Source organism: Saliterribacillus persicus (genome assembly GCF_003337485.1).
GTDB lineage: Bacteria > Bacillota > Bacilli > Bacillales > Amphibacillaceae > Saliterribacillus > Saliterribacillus persicus.
Map to the genome: position 1 here is coordinate 117,091 of NZ_QPJJ01000011.1, position 20,436 is coordinate 137,526.

At 33.1% G+C, this 20,436-nt stretch carries 22 protein-coding genes and 1 pseudogene; all 23 read left to right on the plus strand.

Annotated elements, in window-relative coordinates:
* Positions 1–128 precede the first annotated feature (128 nt).
* The gene (spoIIIAA, locus tag DFR57_RS13240) at positions 129–1,064 is read left to right on the plus strand and encodes a stage III sporulation protein AA (RefSeq protein ID WP_114353684.1); all 936 of its coding nucleotides are present in this window, start codon (positions 129–131) and stop codon (positions 1,062–1,064) included.
* Between the two features lie 44 nt (positions 1,065–1,108).
* Positions 1,109–1,621, plus strand: a complete 513-nt coding sequence (gene spoIIIAB, locus DFR57_RS13245; protein ID WP_114353685.1) for a stage III sporulation protein SpoIIIAB — start codon at positions 1,109–1,111, stop codon at positions 1,619–1,621.
* A gap of 14 nt (positions 1,622–1,635) precedes the next feature.
* Entirely contained in the window at positions 1,636–1,842 is a 207-nt protein-coding gene (gene spoIIIAC, locus DFR57_RS13250) for a stage III sporulation protein AC (protein WP_114353686.1), read from the plus strand.
* Positions 1,843–1,845: 3 nt separating this feature from the next.
* Complete coding sequence (gene spoIIIAD, locus DFR57_RS13255; protein ID WP_114353687.1) at positions 1,846–2,235, plus strand: stage III sporulation protein AD; 390 nt, start codon at positions 1,846–1,848, stop codon at positions 2,233–2,235.
* Between the two features lie 19 nt (positions 2,236–2,254).
* Positions 2,255–3,433 carry a stage III sporulation protein AE gene (gene spoIIIAE / locus DFR57_RS13260; protein WP_114353688.1) on the plus strand — a complete coding sequence of 393 codons (1,179 nt, stop codon included), beginning with the start codon at positions 2,255–2,257 and terminating at the stop codon, positions 3,431–3,433.
* A 13-nt stretch (positions 3,434–3,446) separates the two neighbouring features.
* Positions 3,447–4,079, plus strand: coding sequence for a stage III sporulation protein AF (gene spoIIIAF, locus DFR57_RS13265; protein ID WP_114353689.1), 633 nt, complete (start codon positions 3,447–3,449; stop codon positions 4,077–4,079).
* Positions 4,063–4,707 carry a stage III sporulation protein AG gene (gene spoIIIAG / locus DFR57_RS13270; protein ID WP_245937469.1) on the plus strand — a complete coding sequence of 215 codons (645 nt, stop codon included), beginning with the start codon at positions 4,063–4,065 and terminating at the stop codon, positions 4,705–4,707. The genes spoIIIAF and spoIIIAG overlap by 17 nt, the downstream gene beginning before the upstream one ends.
* Before the next feature lie 15 nt (positions 4,708–4,722).
* Entirely contained in the window at positions 4,723–5,283 is a 561-nt protein-coding gene (locus tag DFR57_RS13275; protein ID WP_114353690.1) for a SpoIIIAH-like family protein, read from the plus strand.
* A gap of 270 nt (positions 5,284–5,553) precedes the next feature.
* On the plus strand, positions 5,554–6,045 hold the full coding sequence (accB, locus tag DFR57_RS13280) for an acetyl-CoA carboxylase biotin carboxyl carrier protein (RefSeq protein WP_114353691.1): 492 nt from the start codon (positions 5,554–5,556) through the stop codon (positions 6,043–6,045).
* A gap of 12 nt (positions 6,046–6,057) precedes the next feature.
* On the plus strand, positions 6,058–7,410 hold the full coding sequence (gene accC / locus DFR57_RS13285; protein WP_114353692.1) for an acetyl-CoA carboxylase biotin carboxylase subunit: 1,353 nt from the start codon (positions 6,058–6,060) through the stop codon (positions 7,408–7,410).
* Between the two features lie 96 nt (positions 7,411–7,506).
* Positions 7,507–7,905 (plus strand): Asp23/Gls24 family envelope stress response protein, encoded by a 399-nt coding sequence (locus DFR57_RS13290; RefSeq protein ID WP_114353693.1) that lies wholly within the window; start codon positions 7,507–7,509, stop codon positions 7,903–7,905.
* A 236-nt stretch (positions 7,906–8,141) separates the two neighbouring features.
* Entirely contained in the window at positions 8,142–8,522 is a 381-nt protein-coding gene (nusB, locus tag DFR57_RS13295; protein ID WP_114353694.1) for a transcription antitermination factor NusB, read from the plus strand.
* A gap of 12 nt (positions 8,523–8,534) precedes the next feature.
* A complete protein-coding gene (gene folD, locus DFR57_RS13300; protein WP_114353695.1) occupies positions 8,535–9,392 on the plus strand; it encodes a bifunctional methylenetetrahydrofolate dehydrogenase/methenyltetrahydrofolate cyclohydrolase FolD in 858 nt (285 codons plus the stop codon).
* 107 nt (positions 9,393–9,499) lie between these two features.
* A complete protein-coding gene (xseA, locus tag DFR57_RS13305) occupies positions 9,500–10,861 on the plus strand; it encodes an exodeoxyribonuclease VII large subunit (RefSeq protein WP_114353696.1) in 1,362 nt (453 codons plus the stop codon).
* Positions 10,845–11,081: an exodeoxyribonuclease VII small subunit gene (gene xseB, locus DFR57_RS13310; RefSeq protein WP_114353697.1), complete on the plus strand. Its 237-nt coding sequence runs from the start codon at positions 10,845–10,847 to the stop codon at positions 11,079–11,081. Before xseA ends, xseB begins: the two co-directional genes overlap by 17 nt.
* Before the next feature lies 1 nt (position 11,082).
* Positions 11,083–11,967: a polyprenyl synthetase family protein gene (locus tag DFR57_RS13315; RefSeq protein WP_245937470.1), complete on the plus strand. Its 885-nt coding sequence runs from the start codon at positions 11,083–11,085 to the stop codon at positions 11,965–11,967.
* 690 nt (positions 11,968–12,657) lie between these two features.
* Positions 12,658–13,233, plus strand: a complete 576-nt coding sequence (locus tag DFR57_RS13320; protein ID WP_114353698.1) for a hypothetical protein — start codon at positions 12,658–12,660, stop codon at positions 13,231–13,233.
* Between the two features lie 41 nt (positions 13,234–13,274).
* Positions 13,275–15,173, plus strand: coding sequence for a 1-deoxy-D-xylulose-5-phosphate synthase (gene dxs / locus DFR57_RS13325; protein WP_114353699.1), 1,899 nt, complete (start codon positions 13,275–13,277; stop codon positions 15,171–15,173).
* 6 nt (positions 15,174–15,179) lie between these two features.
* Positions 15,180–16,004 carry a TlyA family RNA methyltransferase gene (locus DFR57_RS13330; protein ID WP_114353700.1) on the plus strand — a complete coding sequence of 275 codons (825 nt, stop codon included), beginning with the start codon at positions 15,180–15,182 and terminating at the stop codon, positions 16,002–16,004.
* 100 nt (positions 16,005–16,104) lie between these two features.
* Positions 16,105–16,554 (plus strand): transcriptional regulator AhrC/ArgR, encoded by a 450-nt coding sequence (ahrC, locus tag DFR57_RS13335; protein WP_114353701.1) that lies wholly within the window; start codon positions 16,105–16,107, stop codon positions 16,552–16,554.
* Positions 16,555–16,578: 24 nt separating this feature from the next.
* A complete protein-coding gene (gene recN, locus DFR57_RS13340) occupies positions 16,579–18,306 on the plus strand; it encodes a DNA repair protein RecN (protein WP_114353702.1) in 1,728 nt (575 codons plus the stop codon).
* A 144-nt stretch (positions 18,307–18,450) separates the two neighbouring features.
* Positions 18,451–19,725 (plus strand): SpoIVB peptidase, encoded by a 1,275-nt coding sequence (gene spoIVB, locus DFR57_RS13345; RefSeq protein ID WP_114353703.1) that lies wholly within the window; start codon positions 18,451–18,453, stop codon positions 19,723–19,725.
* 292 nt (positions 19,726–20,017) lie between these two features.
* Positions 20,018–20,341, plus strand: a pseudogene (locus tag DFR57_RS13350) (response regulator); the annotation flags it as partial.
* Positions 20,342–20,436 lie beyond the last annotated feature (95 nt).

Sequence of the window (20,436 nt, forward strand, 5' to 3'; positions counted from 1 at the left end):
CTTTTTTTTTATTATAATAATATTTTTCGCATTAAATCCTCTACCTTCCTCTCATATTTATGAATAACTTTTCTTTAATAGCATAAGTATAAAATAATAGACAGTCTTGCAAGAAAAGAGGTCATATTGTGGACAAACTTCTCTATATGTTTCCAGAAAGAATACAAAAAAAATTAATGGACCTTCCTTTAGAATTGCGAAAAAATATTCAAGAAATTAGATTAAGAGTTAATTTTCCAATTGAAATAAATATAGGATACAAATACAAATGGCTGGATGGATTAAACTTCAATAAGTATGATGCGGAATACTTACTAAATCAAATTAGCCAGCATTCGCTTTATCGTTTGGAAAATGAGTTGAAACAAGGCTTTATTACAATAAGTGGTGGGCATCGTATTGGAATAACTGGTACCACAGTTTTAGAAGAAAATAAAATTAAAACGATTAAACACATTTCTTCCTTCAACATAAGAATAGCAAGAGCAAAACTAGGAATAGCAAAACCATTTTTATCTTATGTATATAATGAGAGTTTTTTAAATACGATGATAGTAGGAGTTCCTCAAACAGGTAAAACAACATTATTAAGAGATTTTGCTAGAGAAATTGGTTCCGATAACAGTATTACTAGAGCAAGTAAAGTAGGCATCGTAGACGAGAGATCTGAAATTTGTGGTAGTCATAATGGAATTGCTCAGCACTCTCTTGGAGATAGATTTGATTTTATAGATGCTTGTCCAAAAGCGGAAGGAATGATGATTCTAATAAGATCGATGTCTCCAGAAGTCATATTTGTAGACGAAATTGGAAGTGAAAAAGACGCTATAGCGATAGAAGAAGCTACACATGCAGGTGTCAAAATATTTTGCACAGTCCACGGAAAAGATTTGTCAGATATAAGGAAACGACCAAATGTTAAAAGCTTAATTGATCATAAGGTTTTTGAACGATATATCATCATGAATAATCGAACCGAATCCTCAGGAATATCAGATATCTTACAAGAAGACGGGAAATCTATCATGCCTTCAAAAATATCAATCATCAATCAACGTAATTAAATATATTTGTACCAAGATAGTACAGAGGTTGGGGTGCTATTACAATGAAATTTATCGGCGCTATTATTTTAATAACAGCTACTTCTTATATGGGAATAGAATATTCTAGAAAGATGGAAGAACGACCTAGACAAATCAGAATATTAAAGAATGCTTTACAAATAATGCATGCTGAAATTATATATAGTCATTCATCTATCCCTTTAACTTGTTTTGCTATATCGAAGCAAATTTCTCAGCCGCTTTCTTTATTTTTTTATAATGTAGGACAAGATCTAGAACATCCAACAGAGAGTTTATACAAAGTGTGGAAAGATAACCTAGAAAAATTATGGGATTCTTTCTCTCTTATTAATAATGACAAAGAAATATTACTTCAATTTGGAAGAAGTCTCGGAAAGCATGATGTTATGCAACAAGAAAAACATATAAAATTGTGTCTCAGTCATTTGGAAAGACAATTAGAAGAAGCGTTAGATCAGAGAAACCGCTACGCAAAAATGTTTAAAAGCTTAGGTTTTTTATTCGGTGTCTTTCTGTTATTGCTCTTGTTATAGAGAGGAGAGTTAAGATGTTTATCGATACTTCTATATTATTTCAAATAGCAGGTATTGGCATTATCGTAGCAATGTTACACACGATTCTAAAGCAGATGGGAAAAGAAGAATATGCCCAGTTTGCGACATTAATTGGATTTATTATTGTCTTGGTCTTTGTTGTTAACAGTATAGCTGAGCTATTTCAACAGATAAAATCAGTTTTTTTATTTCGAGGATGACGGATGAATATGTTAGAAATAGTAGGCTTAGCGATAATAGCAAGTATTTTAGTATTACTATTAAAGGATCAACAACCAACGATAGCCTTTTTATTGGTTATCGTTACCGTCATTTATTTGTTATCTATATTTATGAGCTATATAAAAGAAATTATTCTTCTGATTCAATATCTAGGAGAGAAAGCAGGGGTTAATGATAGTTATTTAACAGTCATTATTAAAGTTATCGGTATAGCATATATTGCTGAAATTGGTGCAACTATTGTTAGGGATGCTGGTCTTGAGTCTATAGCAGCAAAAGTAGAAATACTAGGAAAGATTCTAATTTTATTGCTTGCAATACCTATTTTTAAAACGTTAATTGAAACAATCATAAATTTTTTTTCAATATAAAAAAGAGAGGCTCAATGAAATGAGAATACCATCTCTAAAAGTAATCTTATTCTTAATTTTAATATTCTTTGGTCAACTGTTAATGAACCCACTATTAGCATCAGAGAAACAAGAGATTTCCAATCAAATTTATGATTCCACCTTACAAAGCAGTGAAGTAGAAAAATTTTGGGAGAAGATCAATCAGCAATACGAAACAATGCTACCAGATCTAAGAAATAAAAATTTCAGTGAAATCGTAAAAGGAAACAATTCATGGTCAATTGAAGAGTTTTTCTTTAGCATAGTTAAATATTTCTTTTATGAGCTTATCAATAACAGTAAGATTCTTGGCATCCTTATATTACTAACACTCTTTTCACAACTTTTACAGATTGTTCAAGGAGCATTTGAACAACAAACAGTGAGTAAAGTTGCCTATTTCATTATCTATATCTTTCTTTTTGGTTTTGCTTTAAATAGCTTTCAATTAACTGCAAATTATGTGGATGACACAATGCAGCTTATTCAAAATTTCATGATAGCATTACTACCTTTATTACTTGGCATGCTAGCAAGCTTAGGGAATGTAGTTAGTCAATCATTCTTTCATCCACTTGTTATATTTTTAATCAATATGAGTATTTTTCTTGTAAGTAAAGTTGTGATTCCATTATTTTTTTTATCTGCAATATTAAACCTGGTGAGCACATTACATCCACAATATAATGCTTCTAAATTAGCAGATTTGTTAAAAAATATAAGCTTCACTCTTATAGGAATATTTTTCTCTGTCTTTATCGGAATCATGTCCGTTCAAGGAACGGCTAGTGCCATCCAAGATGGTGTTGCAATGAAAACGGCTAAATTTGTGACAGGTAATTTTGTCCCTGTAATTGGAAAAATGTTTACTGAAGCAACAGAGACTGTAATTAGCGCTTCTATTTTAATCAAAAATGGATTAGGGATTGCTGGTTTAGTAATGCTTTTAATTATTGTATTATTTCCTGCCCTAAAGATATTGGCTATAGGGCTTATTTATAAATTGGCAGCAGTTTTACTCCAACCAATCGGTGATGGTCCCGTAATAGCAAGTTTGGACATTATCGGAAAACATATTCTTTATTTATTCGTTGCACTGCTATTAATATCGTTTATGTTTTTCATAACGATTACTATTATTGTGCTAACTAGCAATATTACTCTAATGATTCGCTAAGGAGTAGATATGGATGCAATATCTTTCAAATTGGATATTAGACATTGTTATGTTTATCATCTTAGCTATTTTAATTGATTTACTTTTACCTAATTCCAAAATGAAAAAGTATGTACAATTTGTTCTGGGTATTATATTAATTGTGATATTTTTAACCCCGCTATTTAAAGTATTTGATATTGATGTATCAACAGCTGTAACTTCCTCTATTGATGAAATAATGTTTGAAATTAATAAAGAATCTTCATTAATTCAGATTGAGAACAAGAAAAGTGAAATAGAAAAGGCACACCATGCATATGTTTTAAAAGAGATGGTTGTCCATATGAATGAAAGTGTAGAGGAGGGGTTGAAAGATGAATATATGCTGCAGATTGAGGATATGAACATAGAAACAAAAAAGGATGCTCCACTATCAGAAGAGAGCATAGAAAAAATTACGATTATATTGATAAGTTACCAAAATGAAACGATAAATGATATTCCAGAAGTAGATATCAATATAAATAATAGCAATTTAGATAAGAGAGAAAAAGAGCCAAAACATGCTGAGGAAATTAAAGAATATCTAGCTTCGCAGTGGGAAATTGAGAAAGAGATTTTGGAACTTAGGTGGAAGGAGGATGAAAGTGTATCAAATTTTTAAAGATATGTGGCGGTCATTTTCCAACCTATTTTCGAAAAATGAAAAAAATTCTAAGCTAATGAAAATAAGTTTTATTGCTATCCTTGGAATAGCTATTTTAGGACTAAGTAATATGTTCTCTACTCAGGAAGAATCTAGCAAAATCATGCCAAGTCTACCCAACCAAGGAGATGAAATCTCAAGTGATTTGGCATGGAATCAAGAGTCTAGCAAATCGCAAACAGATGAAATGCAGAGGCTTGAGTCTAGCTATGAAGAGGAACTGGGTAGTTTGTTAAATAAAATCGACGGTGTTTCTGAAGTAGAAGTAATGTTAAATTTCGATGCAACAAATAAACACATATTCGAGAAAAATTTAGTGATAGGAAAACAAGTTACGGAGGAGACAGATCAAAATGGTGGAAAACGAAAAATTGAAGATGAGACGAAGGATCAATCTGTCGTAATCATTAGACAAGGCGATCAAGAAGTTCCTATTTCGATTCAAACTCAGAAACCAACATTAAGAGGAGCATTGATTATTGCAAAAGGTGTAGATCACTTAGAAGTAAAAAAATGGGTAATCGATGCAGTTTCTAAAGTGCTAGATGTTCCCTCTCACCGTGTTTCAGTATTGCAAAAAAAGTAATTAGGAGGAATAAAATTGTTAAAAAAACAAACAGTTTGGTTATTAACCATGTTAAGTCTAATGGTAGTTTTAAGTGTCTATTATATGTATGCACCTAAAGAAGGGGATTTTACGTACTTAGAAGATGATAATATGACCCAGCCACTGACAAATACTAATGAAACTACCGCTGAGGGGATAACAGAAACAGACGCTGAAAACGAGCTAATTTCAGCTACAAATACGGATCAATATTTCACAGCTGTAAGATTAGAAGTTACCAATCAAAGAAGTATGGAAAAAGAAAGATTAGAAGAAATTGTTGCTTCCTCAGATACTACTTCAGAAGAAAAATCAAGTGCATATGAGGCAATGAAAGAAATAGAGGCAGTGGAAGCTAAAGAAGTTATCTTAGAAGAAGCTATTAGAGCATCACAAGGATTTGATGAAGTTCTTGTTAGAAATGTTGAGGATGAAACTATTGTTGTTACTGTAAAGGCGGATTCACTTTCTAAAACAGACGCAAATAAGATCATTCAGGAAACTAAAAGTGAATTTGGACCAATAAATGTAGAGGTCACATACCAACCAAGTTAATCATATATTTTGGATAACGAATACGCTAATTACTACAGCGTATTCGTTTTTAATATTTTAAATGGAATTTAATAATATTTTTAAATGTTCTAACAATATGCTATTGTTTAAGAAAGAACTATAATTATTTTAGAGTATCTTTTTTTGAATATGAAGATAAATCTTTACATTTGCTAATCAATAGTTGCAGTTTTGGGTAGCATTTCGTAAAATGTTAGAAGATACTATTAGTACCTGTTATTAATTGTACTTATAAAAGGAGTGGTAAATTTGTTAAGTATTAAAGAAATTAATGAATTAATAGAAAAGATAGATCAATCGTCTATTGATGAATTTAGCTATGAATCCAATGGAGATAAGGTAACATTAAAAAAGAATACCGAAGTACACTATACACCTAAAGAGAGTGCACCTGCTCATCCAAATCAGGAAATAGTCAAAACCAACAGCAATCAAACGGCAGAAATAAACAACGAAGAAGCGCAAGAGCAGGTTGATACAACCACCAATAGTCCTACATATGATTATGAGATCGTATCGCCAATGGTCGGAACTTTTTACAGCTCTCCTTCACCAGATAAACCTGCTTATGTAAATCAAGGGGATAAAGTTTCTGAATCCACTATCGTTTGTATTGTGGAAGCAATGAAACTATTTAATGAGATAGAAGCAGAAATAAATGGAGAGATCACAGAAGTATTAGCTGAAAATGGCGAATTAGTTGAATATGGTCAACCATTATTTCGAGTAAAGAAAGTATAAGGGGATGAAACTGTGATTAAGAAACTCTTAATTGCAAACCGTGGAGAAATAGCTGTCAGAATAATTCGAGCTTGTAAGGAAATGGGTATTGAAACAGTCGCCGTTTATTCTGAAGCAGATCACGATGCATTGCATGTACAACTAGCAGACGAAGCCTATTGCATAGGACCAAAACTAAGTAAGGATAGTTATTTAAACATTACTAATATTATGAGTTTAGCTACATTAACTGAATCAGATGCTATTCACCCAGGCTATGGATTTTTAGCAGAAAATGCAGATTTTGCAGAAATCTGTGATGCTTGCAATGTGATTTTTGTTGGACCAAGTGCTTATGCTATTCAGAAAATGGGTACAAAAGATGTTGCAAGAAAAACCATGGAGGCTGCCGGTGTCCCTATTGTTCCAGGTTCAAATGGAATAATTGAAAATGAAGAAGATGGTATTTCTATTGCAAATGATATCGGTTATCCAGTCATTATAAAAGCTACAGCAGGTGGCGGAGGTAAAGGAATTCGTGTTGCAAGGGACGAAGAAGAGCTGCGTAAAGGCGTACGAATGACACAACAAGAAGCGGCGCAAGCTTTTGGAAACCCAGGTGTATACATTGAAAAGTACATTGAAGATTTTAGACATGTTGAAATACAAGTATTAGCAGATAAACATGGTCATACAATACATTTAGGTGAACGAGACTGCACAGTTCAGCGAAGATTACAAAAGCTAATCGAAGAAACACCTTCTCCTGCAATTTCAGAGAAAACCAGAACTGAAATGGGAGATGCTGCTGTTAAAGCTGCAGAAGCAGTGAATTATTCAGGAGCGGGTACCATTGAATTCATTTATGATAATCAGTCAAAAAACTTTTATTTTATGGAAATGAACACTAGAATTCAAGTTGAACACCCAGTTACTGAGATGGTAACAGGTGTTGATTTAATAAAAGAGCAAATTAGAGTAGCAAGTGGTGAGACTTTAAATATTAGCCAAGAAGATGTTAAGTTTGAAGGATGGGCAATAGAGTGTAGGATTAATGCAGAAAATCCGCAAAAAGATTTCATGCCTTCTGCTGGAGAGATAACCATGTATTTAGCTCCTGGAGGACTGGGTGTTCGTATAGATTCTGCTGCGTATCCTGGGTATAAGATACCACCTTATTATGATTCCATGATAGCTAAATTAATTACTTATGGTGCTAATCGTGAAGAAGCAATTGGACGAATGAAACGTGCATTAGATGAGTTTGTCATTGAAGGCGTTTATACAACAATTGGGTTCCATCGTGCAATTATGAAGCATGACGTGTTTGTATCTGGTGATTTTAATACAAGATTCCTGGAGAAACATGAGATTATACAAGAATAAGGGCAAACGATTGTTTTTCAAATCATTTAAATATGAAAAATAATAGGTAATTATTTTGCAATTTACTGTTTTCAATTTAAATAAGGAGGTAGTAAAATGAGTGATCTTTCTCTGTTAAATGTAGGAAACGATTCTTCTTTAGGAAAAGTAGAAATAGCACCAGAAGTTCTAGAAGTTATTGCTGGAATTGCAACCACAGAAGTATCAGGTGTCTCGAGTATGAGAGGGAACTTTGCCACAGGAGTAGCAGAGCGACTTGGTAAAAAGACACACGGAAAAGGAATTAAAGTGGAACTTGTGGAAGATGCCGTTATTATTGACGTGTTTATTGTAGTGGATTATGGTAGTACGATTCCTACTGTTGCAAAAAAAATACAATCCAATATAAGACAGGCCATTATAAACATGACAGCCATTAGTATTAAAGAAATAAATGTCCATGTAGTCGGGATGCATCTTGAACCGAAAATAGACACAGAAAACTCTAGTTCTTAACATAAAAATAAGCCCATATAAACGTAATTAATATGGGCTTATTTTCTTTTTTGAACATTAGAATATTCAAAAGGTATTGTTTTTTAAATGAAATAATAATTGATAGCAAAGATAAATGGTTCATGTTATGATTTTATGTAGAAAACTGTCTATAAAGAAAGATAAATGGTATAGTATCTATTTAAGAAAGAAATGATACGGGTTGTACCGCCATTTAGAATAAGGAGATAAATTAAATGAAACGACATGATGCAAGAGAAAAAGCTTTTCAATTATTATTTCAATTGGATATTCATGAGGTGGATATTGAAGAAGGACTAAACCAACTTTTAGAAGATATTAAACCTGATGAATTCTTATTAACATTAGTAAATGGTGTTATTGACAACAAAGAGGCAATTGATGAAAGAATTTCAACTCATTTAGAGAATTGGTCTCTAAATAGAATTGCTTCTGTTGAAAGAACACTTCTAAGAATCTCTACATACGAACTATTTTACTATAAAGACGCTCCTGAAAGTGTAATTATTAATGAAGCAATAGAACTTTCACACGTATTTGGTGATGAGAAATCAGGGAAATTTATCAATGGTGTGTTATCAAAAATGATTAAGTAAGGGAGAATTAAAATGTCTGCTGAAATTATCTATGGAAGTGAATTAGCTCAAAAAATGCGAGATGAAATGAAAGAAGAAGTAACTGCGTTAAAGGAAAAAAATATTGTGCCAGGACTTGTTGTTATTTTAATTGGAGAAGATCCTGCTTCTATGTCCTATGTTAAAGGAAAACAAAAGGCTTCAGATTATGTTGGAGTTGATTCAGAACTCATTACTTTACCAGAAAAAACTACACAAGAAGAGTTACTAGAATTAATTGATCAATTAAATAATAAATCTTCTGTTAATGGTATCCTTGTTCAATTACCACTTCCAGATCATATTTATGAACAAGCAATAATTGAAGCCATAAGTCCAGAAAAAGACGTAGATGGTTTTCATCCTGTAAATATTGGAAGAATGATGACAGGTAAAGATACTTTTTACCCTTGTACTCCTTATGGAATTATTAAAATTTTACAATCTAAATCTATTGAAATTGAAGGAAAACACGCTGTAATAATCGGTCGCAGTAATATTGTTGGAAAGCCTGTAGGCCAGTTATTATTGAATGAGAATGCAACAGTTACCTATTGTCATTCTAGAACGAAAGACATGAGAAGCTATATAAAAAACGCGGATATTCTTATTGTCGCAGTTGGTAGAGAACATTTTATAACAGGGGAAGATATAAAAGAAGGTGCAATTGTAATTGACGTAGGTGTTAATCGTACTAGTGAAGGAACTTTAACAGGAGACGTAGAATTTGACTCTGCAAAAGAAATAGCATCTTATATAACTCCAGTTCCAAAAGGTGTAGGTCCTATGACGATTACCATGCTTTTACACAATACAATAAAATCCGCAAAAAAAGCTAATAATCTATTATAGGAAATAAAATAGTTACATGTATTTTCGTACATAAGCCATTCTCATGAAATAAAGGGAATGGCTACTATTTTATTATTTCGATTAAACTACAAAAGAGTGTGATTTCTATGAATGATAGATATTTGACTGTCTCTGCATTAACTAAGTACATGAAAAGAAAGATAGAAGCAGATAAACATTTAACAGATGTATGGCTTAAAGGTGAAATTTCTAATTTTAAACATCATAGTAGAGGCCATATGTATTTTACTTTAAAAGATGAATCTGCTCGTATTCAAGCTGTCATGTTTGCAAATAAAAACAAAGACTTAGTGTTTTTACCTGAAAACGGGATGCAGGTACTTGTTCATGGTGATGTGGGGCTTTTCGAATCCCAAGGGCAATATCAGTTATATATAAATGATATGGAACCTGATGGTGTAGGGGCACTTTATCTTGCTTACGAGCAACTAAAAGGTAAATTAGAAAATGAAGGTTTATTTGACCAGAAGACAAAGCGCTTGTTACCAAAGTATCCAAAGCATATAGGTATCATTACTTCACCTACTGGTGCTGCTGTAAGAGATATATTGTCAACATTGGAAAGGCGATATCCAATAGCTCAAGCTACAGTATTGCCTGTCTATGTTCAAGGGGAAAACTCAAAAAAATCTATAATTGAAGCATTACGTTTTGCAAATGATAGGAGAATTTTTGATGTTCTTATCCTTGCAAGAGGTGGTGGTTCTATAGAAGAGCTTTGGTCTTTTAATGAAGAAGCAGTAGCTCGAGCTATTTTTGAAAGTGAAGTTCCAATAATTTCAGCAGTCGGTCATGAGACTGATTTCACCATTTCAGATTTTGTAGCAGATTTTAGAGCAGCAACACCAACTGGTGCTGCTGAAATTGTAGCTCCCTCCATATTAGATTTACAAACGACAGTTAAACAATATGATCGTCTGTTACATTCTATAATGAAAACTAAAATTACAAATCTCTCTATTAATTTAAATACACTTGAAAAATCAAATTTTTTTAGAAAACCAAGATATTTAATTGAACAAAAAAATCAAGAACTTGATCGTTTAATGGAGAATCTAACTCGTTCTATTTCGCAGAACTATCAATATAAAAATGATAATTATACGTTTGTTCAAAAACGTTTTAAACAATTATCACCCAATAAGTTTATCCAGCAATTAAACCAGAAAGTCATTATGGCAAGAAAACAATTAGATAAAAATCAACAACAAATAATGGTCAGAAAGCGTAATGATTTCCAAAATTCGTTATCAAAACTTAACCTTCTTAATCCTACAGTTATAATGGAAAGGGGTTATTCGATCGCTTATACGAATAACGATCAAATAGTAAGATCTGTTAAGCAATTGAAACCTAAAGAAAATTTGACACTAAAGGTTTTGGACGGCGAAATTAATTGTGTTGTTAATAAAATAGAGGAGGGAAGCTCTGGTGACAAAAGAAAATAAAGAATTATCCTTTGAAGAAGCTTTAGAAAGACTAGAGGAGATTGTGGAAAAAATGGAGGAAGGCGATATTCCATTAGAAGCTGCACTAGACTATTATTCTGAAGGGGCTAACCTTTCTAAAATTTGTCATAATAAATTAACGAAAGCAGAAAAGAAAATGCAGCAAATTGTTGATGAAAATGGCGAATTAGTTGCTTTCGATCTTCAGGAGGAAAAGTGAAGTGAAAGATAATCTCACTATCTTTATAAAAGATACACAAAAAACCATCAATGAAAAGTTAATGTTATATTTAGATACTCTCAGTATGCCGTTTCGATTAAAAGAGTCATTATACTATTCGATTGAGGCTGGAGGTAAACGCTTAAGACCAATTCTAATGTTAGCTACTTCAAATGCATTTAAAGGAAATGATAATAAAATATACCCAGCAGCGATGGCTTTAGAAATGATTCATACTTATTCGCTTATTCACGATGACTTGCCAGCTATGGATGACGATGACTATAGAAGAGGAAAATTAACTAATCATAAAAAATTTGATGACGCAACTGCTATATTAGCAGGAGATGGATTACTGACTGAAAGTTTCCGCCTTATCGCTAATTCGAATGAATATACAGACGAACAAAAAGTATATATTATTTCTAAACTGTCAGAAGCGGCAGGAGTATCAGGAATGGTTGCAGGACAGATTTTAGACATAGAAGCTGAAGCGAAGAATATTTCTATTGATGAATTGGAAAAAATACATTTACTTAAAACTGGAAAATTATTCATATTCGCTATGGAAATAGGAGCTTATTTAACGGATCTCAACCCTTCTGATAGAGATTTAATTAAAGAATTTGCAACTAAATTAGGATTAATCTTTCAAATTCAAGATGATATTTTAGATGTAATTGGTGATGAAGCTAAAATTGGCAAGCCTGTAGGAAGTGATCAAGAGAAAGCAAAGAACACTTTTCCAAAAATACTGGGTATAGATGAGACAGTGGCTCAAAAAAAGAGATATCAAAGGGAAGCTATTTCTATTTTAGAAAAACTGAATGTTGAAAAATCCATACTAATCGAGTTCGTTCATTTATTTAGTGATCGAGATAATTGATAATTGAGATTTATAGTTAATCATGATATAATAATGATATTCTAGGGATGGTGCAGTATTCTAGTCAATCCTCCGATTCTGAAGGCGGGCCTAAAAATCCGCCAAAGGGCACATCGATGAAGTTCCTTGTGTCGGCTTGAGGCGCCCAGCCTTGGGTCGGTGCTGGGAGTTAAGGTTGTAGGGCGATCCACAAAGGCATGTGGGCGAAGACCCTACTTCCGCGGAGGCCTATCTCTGCTATGATTTCTTAGCCAAGAAATCGTGGTGGAATGGGGTATGAACCTACGGAATAGGAGTTAGGGAATTCCTATTCGTAGCGTAGCCTGCCTTGAGTGGAATAAAGGGGATTACGCTTAGAGAATGTGGTAATTAGTAGGCCACTAATTACTATCATGTGTTATTCGTATGAAATTTATTCTGCAAAAGAGGCTAGGAGTCGCCAAAGGGTTGTTGAGGAAATCTCCTAGACTGTTCCGGTGGACATTTAATTGGGATTATAGTGCGGACTAAGTGGTAATCCAGTCTAGTTGTCGGTGACGGCACTAAAATAGATTTAAAGGGGAACCGCCAGAATGGCAACATTCGGTATCTATTTGGGAAAACCTACTGGACCTAAGCCGCAGTCTTTACCTTTTAAATGACCATCCCAAACTTACATAAACTATTTTTAAAAGTAAAAAGAGGTTAACAATGAATAAACAACAATTTAAAAAATCAATTAGATTTAGTATAAGTATTGCCGTTATCACTTTTGTGTTAGCGGCTATTTTTTCCGTCATCTCATCTTCTGTTTTAAATGGAGTAATATGGCTAGTAGGACTATTTATCGTACTTATTATTGTACTGATGGGTGTTTTTTTTGATATGCTTGGAATAGCAGCAGCTGCTGCGGATGAAAAGCCTTTTCATGCGATGGCAGCAGAGAAGGTAAACGGTTCCAAGCAAGCGATTATTATCGTAAGAAATGCTGATCGTTTTGCGAGTTTTTGTAATGACGTAATCGGTGATATTTCTGGTATAGTTAGTGGTACAGCTACTGCAATCGTTGTCTTACAAATAGCTAATAACTTGGGTCATGGAGAAGGATCATCATTTCAAATTATTATTGCAGTAATCATGACAAGCATCGTCGCTGCTCTAACAGTAGGCGGGAAAGCCATTGGAAAATTTTTAGCAATAAATGCCTCTACACAAATTATTTTTTCTGTAGGTAAAATTATTGCATTTATAGAGAATAAATTTAAAATAAAAGTACTTACAAAATAAACTATCTTATTAACTATATAAAGATAGGGAGGACTCCCAACATGGATCTAACGAAAATTAAAAATCCGAAATTTCTAAAAAAATTATCAAATGAAGAATTAGAATATCTTGCACAAAATATCCGCACTTTCTTAATTGAACAATTATCTGTAACTGGCGGTCATTTAGGTGCGAATTTAGGTGTTGTTGAATTAACTTTAGCTTTGCATAAAGAATACAGTAGCCCTAATGATAAATTGATATTTGACGTGGGTCACCAATCGTATATTCATAAAATTTTAACAGGACGAACAGATCAATTTGACACTTTAAGAAAATATAAGGGTCTATGTGGATTTCCTAAAATGAATGAGAGTGAGCATGATGTATGGGAAACTGGTCATAGCTCAACCTCCTTATCTGCTGCAATGGGAATGGTTGCTGCACGCGATTTAAGTGGACAAAACCATTCGGTATTACCAATTATTGGTGATGGCGCCTTAACCGGTGGTATGGCCCTTGAAGCTTTAAATCATATAGGGCATGAAAAGAAGGATATTACCGTTATTTTGAATGATAATGAAATGTCAATCGCTGGGAACGTAGGAGCGATTCATAAAGCACTTGGTCGAATGAGAAGTGCAGGAAAATATAATCGAGTTAAAGATGAATTAGAATGGTTAATGAAAAAAATTCCTGCTGTTGGTGGAAAAATAGCACAGACTGCGGAACGTGCTAAGGATAGTATGAAGTATTTCATGGTACCAGGTATGTTATTTGAAGAGTTTGGATTTACCTATTTCGGTCCGGTAGATGGTCACAATTTTCAGGCTTTAGAAGAAAATCTTAAGTATGCTAGAAAAACAAAAGGTCCAGTTATTGTTCACGTTATCACTCAAAAAGGAAAAGGATACTATCCTGCTGAATCTGATAAAAAGGATAAATGGCATGGTGTAGGTCCATATAAAATTGATTCAGGTGAAAAAATAAAACCAGTTGAAGTTGCTCCAGCTTGGAGTGAGGTAATAAGCAATACGTTACAAAAACTTGCGAGAACGAATGATCGTCTTGCTGTTATTACACCGGCTATGGTGCTAGGGTCTAAATTAGAGAAATTTCAAAACGAGTTTCCTGATCGTTTGTTTGATGTGGGTATTGCTGAACAACATGCGACAACGATGGCTGGTGGTATGGCAGCTTCAGGAATGAAACCATTCCTAGCTATATACTCTACTTTTTTACAAAGAGCTTACGATCAATTAGTACATGACGTTTGCCGTCAAAATTTAAATGTTGCTTTTGGAATCGATAGAGCAGGCTTAGTTGGTGCAGATGGTGAAACACATCAAGGTGTATTTGATATAGCATTCCTACGGCATTTGCCTAATATGGTAGTAATGATGCCTAAAGATGAGAATGAAGGACAACACATGGTGAATACTTGTCTGAATTATAATGATGGTCCAATAGCATTAAGGTACCCGAGAGGTAATGGTCTTGGAGTCGAAATGGATGATGCATTAAAAGAAATACCAATAGGATCATGGGAAGTTCTTAAAGATGGAAAGGATGCCGTTATATTAACATTCGGGACAAGCATTCCAATGTCTTTGGAGGCACGTGAAATACTTAAAAAACAAGGAATCAATGTTAAAGTTGTTAACGCTCGATTTATTAAACCACTAGACGAAAAGATGTTACACGATTTAATGAAAAGTGAAGTACCTATTTTAACAGTTGAAGAAGCTATTCTTAAAGGCGGATTTGGCAGTTCGATACTCGAATTTGCTGAAGAGAATGATTATCAAATTAAACTGAAGAGAATGGGTATTCCTGATAAATATATTGAACATGGTGATGTAGGTAAATTACTCGAGGAAATTGGTTTAACCAAAGAAAATATTATAGATAATATTAAAACGATGATAAATAAACCTCTTTCTAATAAAAAAAGGGCTTGAAAAAACATGAGTAAAAAAATACGTTTAGATCAATTACTAGTAGATCGAGGTCTGATGGAATCTAGAGAAAAAGCGAAACGAACAATTATGGCTGGCTCTGTTTTTTCTAATCAACAATGTCTCGATAAACCAGGAGTAAAAGTGGATGACTCAATAGACATAGAAATAAAAGGGAAAGTTATGCCTTATGTTGGTCGTGGAGGATTTAAATTAGAAAAAGCTATTGAGGAATTTCAATTAAATTTAAAAGATAGGATTATGTTGGATGTAGGTTCATCAACTGGAGGATTTTCTGACTGTGCCCTTCAAAATGGTGTGAAGCTAAGTTATGCGTTAGACGTGGGGTATAATCAATTAGCATGGAAGTTAAGAAGCGATGAGCGAGTAATAGTAATGGAAAGAACGAATTTTCGTCATGCAACGCTTGATATGTTTCAACATGGAAGACCCAATTTTGCTACAGTTGATGTTTCTTTTATCTCTTTAAAGCTTATATTACCACCGCTAAGTAAAATTGTAGGAGACAATAGTGAAGTTGTAATTTTAATTAAACCACAGTTTGAAGCAGGAAAAGATCAAGTTGGAAAAAAAGGAATTGTAAGGGATCCCTCCATACATCATGAGGTTTTACAAAAAACCTTACAATTTGCTACAGGATTAGGTTTTTCAGTTGAAGATCTTACTTTTTCGCCAATTACAGGTGGAGATGGAAATATTGAATTTCTGGCCAAATTATATTGGGGTACTGAAAAAACTCCTAAGGATAACTTAAGTCAGTTGATAGATACGACAATAGAGGTTGCACATCAGACCTTCTCATCGAAGACGTAAGCTTGGACTACAACTGTTATGTAGTCCATTTTAGTATGGAATAAGGTATGTACGTTTAAAATGCAAATAACTTGATCTACACCATCTGGGAGGTAAAGAAATGAGTAAAGTACAAAGGCATATTAAAATTAGAGAACTAGTAACTGATAATGATATTGAAACCCAAGATGATTTAGTTTCACATTTACAGGGTTTAGGCTATAACATTACGCAAGCCACCGTCTCTCGCGACATAAAGGAATTGCATTTAGTAAAAGTACCAATGATGGACGGTAGATATAAGTATAGCCTGCCAGCTGATCAACGCTTCAATCCTTTAGAAAAATTGCGACGATTAATTATGGATGCTTTTATTAGTATCGATACTGCTACACATTTTATCGTGATGAAAACATTACCTGGGAATGCAAATGCTATTGGGGCTCTTATCGATAATTTAGTATGGGATGAAATTATGGGAACAATCTGTGGGGATGATACAATTTTAATTATATGTAAATCAGATAAAGATGCCATAAAGATAAAAGACCAGTTCTTAGAAATGCTTTAAGTTGATAAGAAAGGGAGAGTTAATATGCTAACAGAGTTATCCATTAAAAATTTTGCCATTATTGATCAAACTTCCATCTCTTTTGAAGAAGGTTTAACAGTGCTTACTGGGGAAACAGGTGCAGGAAAGTCCATAATAATTGATGCGTTGGGGTTATTAGTTGGAGGAAGAGGTTCTGTTGAATATATAAGACATGGTGAAAAAAAAGCAGAATTAGAGGGCTTATTTATTTTGGATAATAAAAGTCATCCTGTGTTTAATAAAACAAAAGAGTACGGTATAGAGATTAGTAAGGATAATATGGTTGTTTTAGAAAGAATTATCTCTTTAAATGGAAAAAATATATGTAGAATCAATGGTAAGTTAGTTACTTTAGCAATACTAAAAGAAATAGGACAGACATTATTAGATATACATAGCCAACACGAAACACAAGCGCTAATGGAAGTTGACCACCATTTAGAATTAGTTGATCTTTTTTTAGAGCAGAAAGAACCAAAATGTAAAGATGAATATACATATTTATATAAGAAATGGTTAAAATTAAAAAAGAGATATGATAATTGGAACAAAAATGAGCAGGAACTTGCCCAACGCGTTGATTTATTATCTTTTCAATTAGAAGAGCTACAGGCGGCTGAGTTAAAGCCTGGTGAAGAAAAGGATTTAACAGAAGAAAGAAATCAATTAGCAAATTTCGAAAAAATATATCAAGGTCTTTATGATGCATATCACGCACTACACGGAGAACACAAAGGGCTAGATTGGTTAAGCTTAGCAGCAAATGGAATTGAGACAGTCTCGGAATTTGATCAAACATTTGAAGAAATAAAAAAGGACTATTTGAATCATTACTATCTTATTGAAGAACTTTCTTATGAGCTTAGAAATAAGTTAGATTCAACAGAGTTTGATGAAACACGTCTAAATGAAATTGAGAGTCGCTTAAGTGAGCTAGCACGTTTAAAGAAAAAGTATGGCCCAACAGAAGAAGAAATGATTGAATATCAAGCAAAAATAGAAGAAGAATTAGAAAAAATTAGAGATAGGGATACTGCAATAATAGAATTAGAACAAGAATTAAAGGATGTACAAAATGACTTAATTCTTGAAGCAAAAGATATCCACGATAAAAGAGTTAAAATTGCAAAAAAAATAGAACAAGCTATAACCAGTGAATTAGCTGATTTATATTTAGAAAAAGCAAAATTTGAAATATCTATTTCTTGGAAAAAAGGAACTGATCAAGATCCTTTTTTAGAAGATAAACATGTTCATTTAACGAGTAGTGGTGCAGATAACGTTCGTTTTATGATTGCAACAAATCCCGGTGAACCTGTAAAGGAGCTTAATAAAATAGCTTCTGGCGGTGAGCTTTCGCGTATTATGTTAGCTTTAAAAAACATCTTTTCTAATCATCAAGGAATTACAAGTGTCATTTTTGATGAGGTTGATACTGGGGTTAGTGGAAGAGTCGCTCAAGCAATTGCAGAAAAGATTCAGAAAGTATCGATCGGATCTCAAGTGCTTTGTATCACACACTTACCACAGGTTGCATCCATGGCGGATACGCATTTATTAATTTCCAAGACTATAGATCAAAATAGAACATATACAAATGTAGATGAGCTTTCCTTAACAGATCGAATTTCTGAAATAGGAAGAATGATTACAGGAACAGATCTTACTAAAACCTCTATGGAACATGCAAAAGAGTTAATCAATACGGCTAACAAGTGGAAAAAAGCTTAAAATATAATTTCATTATGCCATTATTTCTTTTTATTATGCTTGGAAATCATCTCCCTAATTTCTGTACTTTGTCGGGTTTAAAATAGCTGACTAAAGGCCAAATTAAACGTACAGAAATAAATACAGTAAGAGGAGAGTGATGTAATGAAAAGAAAATGGTATTTAAAATTAATTGGTATAATACTGTTAGCTTTTATGGTTTTCTTACCTTGGTCTAAGCCAGTACAACAGTATTTATCGATTCCTAATGAAATACAGACATTTATGTCTGATGATTCCATAAATGTACCAAGTATAAATAAGAATATTAAAATTAAAAGTGAAGAAACGACTGTATTAAAACAAATTGATGGAGACAAATTTAAACAAAGCGTTGTGGGAAAAGAAAATATTACCTATACTGCTTCAGATATACCGATTAAAAAAGTAAATGTTTCTGTACTAGACGATTTTAGAGTAGTACCAGGTGGCCAATCCATCGGAATAAATTTAGAAACTATGGGTGTATTAGTAGTTGGCCATCATCAAGTTGAAACCGATGAAAAAACATTTTCGCCAGGAGAAGAGGCAGAAATTAAAGTTGGTGACATCATACTTGAAGTAGATAATAAAAAGGTTAAAAAAATGGATGAAATTTTACCACTTGTAGAAAAAGCAGGTAAAGCTGATAAAGCATTATCTATACTTCTAAAAAGAGGAAAAAAAGAATTTTCAACTACACTTCAACCCGCATTAGATTCAAATGAGTCAGTATACCGAATTGGATTGTTTATTAGAGATTCAGCTGCAGGTATAGGAACCATGACTTTTTACGATCCAATTAGCAAAAAATATGGTGCTCTGGGACATATTATATCTGATATGGATACAAGAAAACCTGTAGAAATAAATAAGGGTTCCATCGTAGAAACAAATATAATATCAATTCAAAAAGGTAAAAATGGATTACCTGGAGAAAAACAAGCAGAATTTACTCGTGAAGAATCAAGATTAGGTGACATCAATAAAAATTCCCCGTTTGGAATCTTTGGTAAATTAGACAAGGAGTTAGATAAAAGCTCCTTACAAAAACCAATGCCCATTACACTGCCTTCACAAGTAAAAAAAGGTCCCGCTAAAATATTGACTGTAGTAGATGGAGATCAAGTAAAAGCCTTTGATGTAGAAGTTGTCAATAGTGTAACACAAGATTCACCTGCAACTAAGGGTATGATCATAAAAATTACAGATCCAGAATTACTTGATAAAACTGGTGGTATTGTTCAAGGAATGAGTGGAAGTCCAATTATTCAAGACGATAAATTAATTGGTGCTGTTACCCATGTATTTGTAAACGATCCAACATCTGGATATGGCGTTCATATTGAATGGATGTTAAAAGAAGCTGGTATTGATATATATCAAAATAAAGCAAGTTAAGAGCAGAGAAAGATTCCTGCTCTTTTTTTTGTGCTTTATTACGAATTTTTTTGGTATTTTTTGTTTATATATTTCAAATATCTGCTATAATGTAATAAAGATTATTCGACACAGATTCCTTTTTGAACCGAAATTCATCGATATTTATCGATAATTTAAGAATTATGAAGAATATCATTAATTTTACAATATAAATGAACTTTTTTAACGGAAAAAGAGGGTTTTTAATCGTTATGTCGAAAATATAAGAGATGAAAAATATAGATATCAATTATTCAAGGAGGAATCGGGAATGGAGAAAATTAAAGTAATGCTGGTGGATGACAACAGAGAATTATTAGATTTAATGGAGGAATACTTTGAAGATCAGAGTGATTTGGAAGTAGTAGGTAAAGCATATAATGGAAATGAGTGTATAGACTTTTTGAATGAGACTATACCAGATGTATTAGTATTAGACATTATTATGCCTCACATGGATGGTCTTGCTGTACTTTCAAAAATTAAAGAAAATTCAAAAACAAAATCTGTTCAAGTAATTATGTTAACTGCTTTTGGTCAAGAAGATGTTACAAAGAAAGCTGTAGATCTAGGAGCTTCCTATTTTATTTTGAAAGTAAGCGTCAAATAGCCCACACCTATCATTCAGGTCTGGGCTCATGCTATGATTGGATTACTTCTTACTTGGTATGCGACAACTTTCTGGTATAC

Excerpts from the sequence above, each read along its gene's own strand:
- DFR57_RS13330 (WP_114353700.1), top strand. The coding sequence starts at position 15,180 with ATGAGTAAAAAAATACGTTTAGATCAATTACTAGTAGATCGAGGTCTG.
- DFR57_RS13320 (WP_114353698.1), top strand. The coding sequence starts at position 12,658 with ATGAATAAACAACAATTTAAAAAATCAATTAGATTTAGTATAAGTATT.
- xseA (WP_114353696.1), top strand. The coding sequence starts at position 9,500 with ATGAATGATAGATATTTGACTGTCTCTGCATTAACTAAGTACATGAAA.
- DFR57_RS13290 (WP_114353693.1), top strand. The coding sequence starts at position 7,507 with ATGAGTGATCTTTCTCTGTTAAATGTAGGAAACGATTCTTCTTTAGGA.
- ahrC (WP_114353701.1), top strand. The coding sequence starts at position 16,105 with ATGAGTAAAGTACAAAGGCATATTAAAATTAGAGAACTAGTAACTGAT.
- spoIVB (WP_114353703.1), top strand. The coding sequence starts at position 18,451 with ATGAAAAGAAAATGGTATTTAAAATTAATTGGTATAATACTGTTAGCT.
- folD (WP_114353695.1), top strand. The coding sequence starts at position 8,535 with ATGTCTGCTGAAATTATCTATGGAAGTGAATTAGCTCAAAAAATGCGA.
- spoIIIAE (WP_114353688.1), top strand. The coding sequence starts at position 2,255 with ATGAGAATACCATCTCTAAAAGTAATCTTATTCTTAATTTTAATATTC.
- recN (WP_114353702.1), top strand. The coding sequence starts at position 16,579 with ATGCTAACAGAGTTATCCATTAAAAATTTTGCCATTATTGATCAAACT.
- spoIIIAB (WP_114353685.1), top strand. The coding sequence starts at position 1,109 with ATGAAATTTATCGGCGCTATTATTTTAATAACAGCTACTTCTTATATG.
- spoIIIAF (WP_114353689.1), top strand. The coding sequence starts at position 3,447 with ATGCAATATCTTTCAAATTGGATATTAGACATTGTTATGTTTATCATC.
- spoIIIAC (WP_114353686.1), top strand. The coding sequence starts at position 1,636 with ATGTTTATCGATACTTCTATATTATTTCAAATAGCAGGTATTGGCATT.
- nusB (WP_114353694.1), top strand. The coding sequence starts at position 8,142 with ATGAAACGACATGATGCAAGAGAAAAAGCTTTTCAATTATTATTTCAA.
- dxs (WP_114353699.1), top strand. The coding sequence starts at position 13,275 with ATGGATCTAACGAAAATTAAAAATCCGAAATTTCTAAAAAAATTATCA.
- spoIIIAD (WP_114353687.1), top strand. The coding sequence starts at position 1,846 with ATGAATATGTTAGAAATAGTAGGCTTAGCGATAATAGCAAGTATTTTA.